The 4,773-nt window shown below is 65.1% G+C and carries 4 protein-coding genes; 1 reads left to right on the top strand and 3 read right to left on the bottom strand.

Features of this window, described 5'->3' with window-relative positions; all coding sequences use genetic code 11:
- Positions 1-131: 131 nt before the first annotated feature.
- Both VGD20_RS11775 and VGD20_RS11770 read right to left on the bottom strand, forming a co-directional pair.
- Positions 132-1,145, bottom strand: a complete 1,014-nt coding sequence (locus VGD20_RS11775; protein ID WP_331134626.1) for a polysaccharide deacetylase family protein — start codon at positions 1,143-1,145, stop codon at positions 132-134.
- Between the two features lie 41 nt (positions 1,146-1,186).
- Entirely contained in the window at positions 1,187-2,830 is a 1,644-nt protein-coding gene (locus VGD20_RS11770; RefSeq protein WP_331134625.1) for a histidine kinase dimerization/phospho-acceptor domain-containing protein, read from the bottom strand.
- Positions 2,831-2,999: 169 nt separating this feature from the next.
- Between VGD20_RS11770 and VGD20_RS11765 the strand changes: the two genes are divergently transcribed.
- Complete coding sequence (locus VGD20_RS11765) at positions 3,000-3,473, top strand: Lrp/AsnC family transcriptional regulator (protein ID WP_192645538.1); 474 nt, start codon at positions 3,000-3,002, stop codon at positions 3,471-3,473.
- Positions 3,474-3,542: 69 nt separating this feature from the next.
- On the opposite strand, the gene VGD20_RS11760 is transcribed toward VGD20_RS11765, so the two are convergent.
- The coding region (locus tag VGD20_RS11760) for a tetratricopeptide repeat protein (protein WP_331134624.1) at positions 3,543-4,773 on the bottom strand (1,231 nt) is incomplete at its 5' end.

Genomic DNA, 4,773 nt, shown 5'->3' with positions numbered 1-4,773 from the left:
AGGACTCGAACCCGCAACCTAGCCGTTATGAGCGGCCAGCTCTAACCGTTGAGCTACAGGCCCCCCCTTTGAAACCCGGCGGGGTGTGCGGGCGATAGCGGACGCTGCGCGGCATTGGCAAGCGCCAACGCTCAACGCGCGGCCTTGCGCTCCGCCATGGCGACGATCTCCGCCGTCGTCGTCGGCGCGATTCCGCGGCGGGCGAGATGATCCAGGACGACATCCCACCAGCGATAGAACAGGTCGAGATCGGCAAGGCTGCGGACATAGGGCGTGTTGCCCGGCTGCAGCGAGGGCGAATGGAAGGAAAAGTTCAGCACCGGCAGGCGCAGGTCGATCGCGATATCGATCGCCGCGCACGCACGATCCGCCGGAATACCCTCGGGCGTGAGCGCGATCCGCTCGGCGAGGCCCAGCCGCGCGAGCGCCGCATGGCTGTTCGACGAGGTGCGATGATAGAGCCAGCGGCCCGCGCGCCCGAACAGGCCGCCGAACACCGTCGTCACCGGCATCTCGAGGATCGCACCTTGTCCGGTGCGGACCCACCAGGGATGCAGGGGCGCGTCGCGATAATTGGGCCCGTGCCCGGCACGATAATCGAAACCCGACCGGACCGAGGTGTCGCAGCGGAAACCGAGATCGACGAGCATCGCCGCGGTTTCCGGACCCAGGCCATAGCGTCCGGCACGATAGGCCGTCGGCGCGACGCCGAAACGGTCGCGGATCGCGTCGCGCAACGCGGTCATCTTGGCGCGCTGCAATCCGGCGGAGAGGTTCCCCGTATAGCTGTTACGCTCGTTCACTTCCTCGTCGTGCGGGGGGGTCACCCACGGGTGAAGCTGCGCGCCGATCTCGCAGCCGCCGGCATCCTGCGCCGCGCCGAGGATTTCGACCGCGCGGTCATCGGCGACGATGGGCCAGTCGACAAGGTAGATCGGCCGCACCCCGGCGCGCCCGAAATAGTCCTGACATTCGGCGAGCGCGGGAACCGAGGCGAGCCGGTAGTCGCTGCGCGTGAACGGCGCCTCCCAGTCGAAATCCTCTTCGGTATCGATCGTGACCCAGAAACGCGGGTTCTCGTCCGCCTCCAGTGCGATCAGGTCCGGCGCAGCCGGATATGCAAAGAAACTGCCCGCAGGCTGCACCACGCCCCCCTTCGCCCCGGAAAATATCTGGCCACCCCCGGCTATTCGCCTTGCTGGGCTTCCAGTCCGACCTCGGCCTTCGAGTTGGCGGAGGGCAGGTGCAAGGTCAAGGCGTTATGCCCGATATCGAGCCGACCGCCGGTTCCGCGCGCAAGGCTGTCGACCAGCCGCAGCGAAAAACCGAGGCTCAGAACCGCTGCTCCCGGCGCCTCTCCTTCGGGGCTGAACCCCGGATCAAGGAGGTCTGCGGCGGTTGCGAAGCGGATCGTGGCCGGACGGACGATGCGAAGTTGCAACATGTCGTCGTGCCGCGATTCGGTGACGAGCTGTCCGACAAGAATCGCGCCCGGTTCGGATATATCGACCAGCGCGGTAAGCAGGCGGCCGACCATCCGCCGCGCATTGGCATCGCCCGCAAGGCCCAGGAACGGCCCGCCGACTCGCGAAATGCTGAGATCGATGCGCCGCTCGCCGAGCAGCGCCGCGAGATCTCCTTCGACCTGCGTCACCACCGCGCCGAGATCGACCACCTCGTCCGCCGGCTCGCCGGCAGGCGCAGAGCCGCTTCGCGCCGCGGTTTCCAGATCGTCGATGATTGACTGCACCGTCGCGGCGTCGGCGACGATCGTTTCGGCCATAGCGCGATAGCCGTGGCTGACCGGCCCGAACATCTGCCCCGAGATAATCTGTGCGAAACCCGAAATCGCGTTCAACGGGCTGCGCAACTCGTGGATCAGCTGGCGGATCGAATCGCCCGAATCTTCAGGTGCAGGACGGCCATAAGGCGTCTCGTTGCGGTTCGGGCGGCGCGCGCTGGCGCGATAGCCACGAAACTGCCCCGTCGCCGGGTCGAACCATGGCAAGGCCGAAAAGCGCCATTCGCCGGCATCGGCGGGCGTTCCTTCGAGGATCATCCGCGCGTTGATGATCTCGGCGCGCTGGCGAAAGGCACCCGCGGCAATGCCATCGGTTCCGGGCTCGCCGCCAAAGGCCGCGTCGGCGATGGACAGGCCGATCACGGCGCCGCGCGTGACGCCATCGACCCAGTGAATCACGCCGTCGGGACCGGTTTCGAACAGAAAGGCCGCGCGCGGCGCGCGCTCGGCGGCGGGCTGCCCGCGCGTCGACTGATATTTGTCGATCCGGCGGACCAGTTCGCTGATCTGGCTCGGATTGCTGTCGATGCCCGTGACGGCTTCGGTTTCGACCGGCGGTTCGGGCGTCTCCTGCGCCGCTTCGATCACGGGCTGCGGCAGTGCAACCGAAGCGCTGCCGAGGCTGGCCAGCGCGCGCCAGACACTCTCCGGCAGGTCGGAGCGCCCGGCCAGCACCGATCGCGCCATCGCGCTCGTCGCGGGGAGCAGCGCCAGCCAGTCGGCCTCGGACAGGCGCGCATCGCGCAGCATGATCGCCGAAACCGCGGGGACATCATTGGCGTAAAACGCGACGAGCGGCGCAAAGCGGCCATGCCGCGCGATCGCCCGCGCACAGTCGCGGCGGACCGATTCGGGGACGCGTTGCCGCAACACGGCGAGTGCATGCAGGCTGCGACGAATATCGTCATCGGCCAGTTGATTGCCACGCTGGGCCAGAATATCGGAGAGCTGCCGCCACGCCGCGATACTCGCGCGACGGTCCGCAGGCGCCTGGCGCAAGATGGTCGCGATCATCGAGTCAGCAGTCACGCGAAGCCAGCCCCACACCCTCTATCGTTGGTTACAATATACTTACCGGCTAGCGTGAATCATCCGGTCATGAAAGTGCCTTAACCATCCGCGTCACATTGTGGGACAATTGCAATCGCCTGAAATAATATTATGGTCAGCGCAGTTTTGGAAAGCGGATGTTTCAACGATGGCTAGTCAGAAATTCGATCAGATTGATTTGCAGATATTGGGCGAGCTGCAGAAAAACGGGCGGATGACGAATGTCGAACTGGCGCAAATGGTCGGGCTGACCGCTCCGCCGTGCCTGCGCCGCGTCCGCGCGCTGGAGGAATCGGGTGTCATCCGGTCCTATCATGCCGATCTCGACGCGGCGAAGCTGGGCTATGGAATCACCGTTTTTGCGATGGTCAGCCTGCGCAGCCAGGCCGAATCCGACCTCAAGGCGTTCGAGGATTATGTCGGCGGCCTCGCCGAAGTGCGCGAATGCTATATGCTCAACGGCGAGATCGACTTCCTGCTCAAGGTCGTCGCGCGCGACCTCCAGAGCTTCCAGTCCTTCCTGACCGCGCACCTGACCTCGGCGCCCAATGTCACCAGCGTGAAGACCTCGCTGACGATTCGTACCGCGAAGCAACTGGCGGGCATTCCGGTCGAACCCTGACATTACCTGCAACGAAAAAGGGCGCCGCTCCAAACAGGAACGGCGCCCTTTCTATTCGAGGCTGAAGGCCTAGCTGCCGGTCGTCGGCGTCGCAGCCGCAGTGGGAGCCGCGGGGGTGGCACCGGCCTTGGCGCGGATCGACCAGAGCTGCGCCAGCCGCTGGCGATTGCCCTGCACCTTGGCAAAGCTCGCGACCGCGGCATCGCCCTGCCCCGCAAGCGCCTGCGCGACACCGAGGCGGTACTGGATCAGGCTGTCGGTCGGGGCCGCCTTCAGCGCCGCTTCGTACAGCGGGATGGCCTTTGCGAGATCGCCATTGCCGACGAGCGCGTCGGCAGTTGCCCGCGCGGCCTTAGGGTTGCTGAGGGTCGCAGGCTTGCTGGCATCGGCCGCCACCGCGGCGGCATCGGTCGCGGCGCGGGGGCTCTGCGATTCGAGAATGCTTCCGAAATGGGCATCGCCCTTGGGAATCGCCCCGCTGTCCTGTCCATGCTTGATCACCGCGACGACTTCACCCGGATAGCCCGCTTCGGTTGCCAGCGCCGCATATTCCAGATATTCGGGACGCTGGGTCATCGAATTGGTCGCGCGCATCAGGCGCAGCGTATCGAGCGTGAGATCCTTGTCGCCCGCCGACTGCTGCAACAGGATGTACAGGGTGTTGCGCCACGTCGCCGGGGTCGGATAATCCTGAACGCGCATGGCGAGGACGTCGAGCATCTCATTCGTGCGATTCGCCTTCTGGAAGGCCTGCGCCGGACGCACATACAGTTCTTCGGACGGCTTGGTGCCCGCAGCGCGTGCAGCGTCGATCCCGGCCTTCGCGATTTCCCAGCCCTTGTCGATCTGACCGCCGTTCAAATAGCTGTCCATCAGCATCGGGGCGAGGCCTGCTTCGGTCGAACCGGCGGCCTTTGCCGCTTCGAGCCGCTGGATCGCCTTTGCATAATCCTTTGCGCCATAGGCGAAATTGCCCGAATAGAAATTATAGACAGCCTGGTTCTCGGCCGGGGTCTTGCCCGTTTCGAGCATGGCGTCGAGGCCCTGCGCCTGCGCGGTCTGATCCTTGTTCAAGATACCGAGCTGGAGCTGGTAGAAGCCAAGGAGATATTTGTCGTCCGGGGTCGTCGCCGATGCCTGCCCTTCGGTGAATGCCGCCTGCGTCGCCGCTGCATCCTTGGCTTTCAGCGCATCTTCCAGTTTTTTGGCCGCGGGCATAAAACCCTTGCTGACCGAAATCCCACCCCCTTTGGGTTCTTCCTTCTTCTTTTCCTTTTTCGGCTTGTCCTGGGCGGCAGCC

The organism is Sphingopyxis sp., assembly GCF_036402335.1.
In the GTDB taxonomy this organism is placed as follows: Bacteria; Pseudomonadota; Alphaproteobacteria; order Sphingomonadales; family Sphingomonadaceae; genus Sphingopyxis.
The sequence above is the reverse complement of the archived record's forward strand: the minus strand, read 5'-3'. Positions and strand labels throughout refer to the sequence as shown.

Bases quoted from the DNA above. Each gene is read 5' to 3' on its own strand.
- VGD20_RS11765 (WP_192645538.1), top strand. From the start codon at position 3,000: ATGGCTAGTCAGAAATTCGATCAGATTGATTTGCAGATATTGGGCGAG.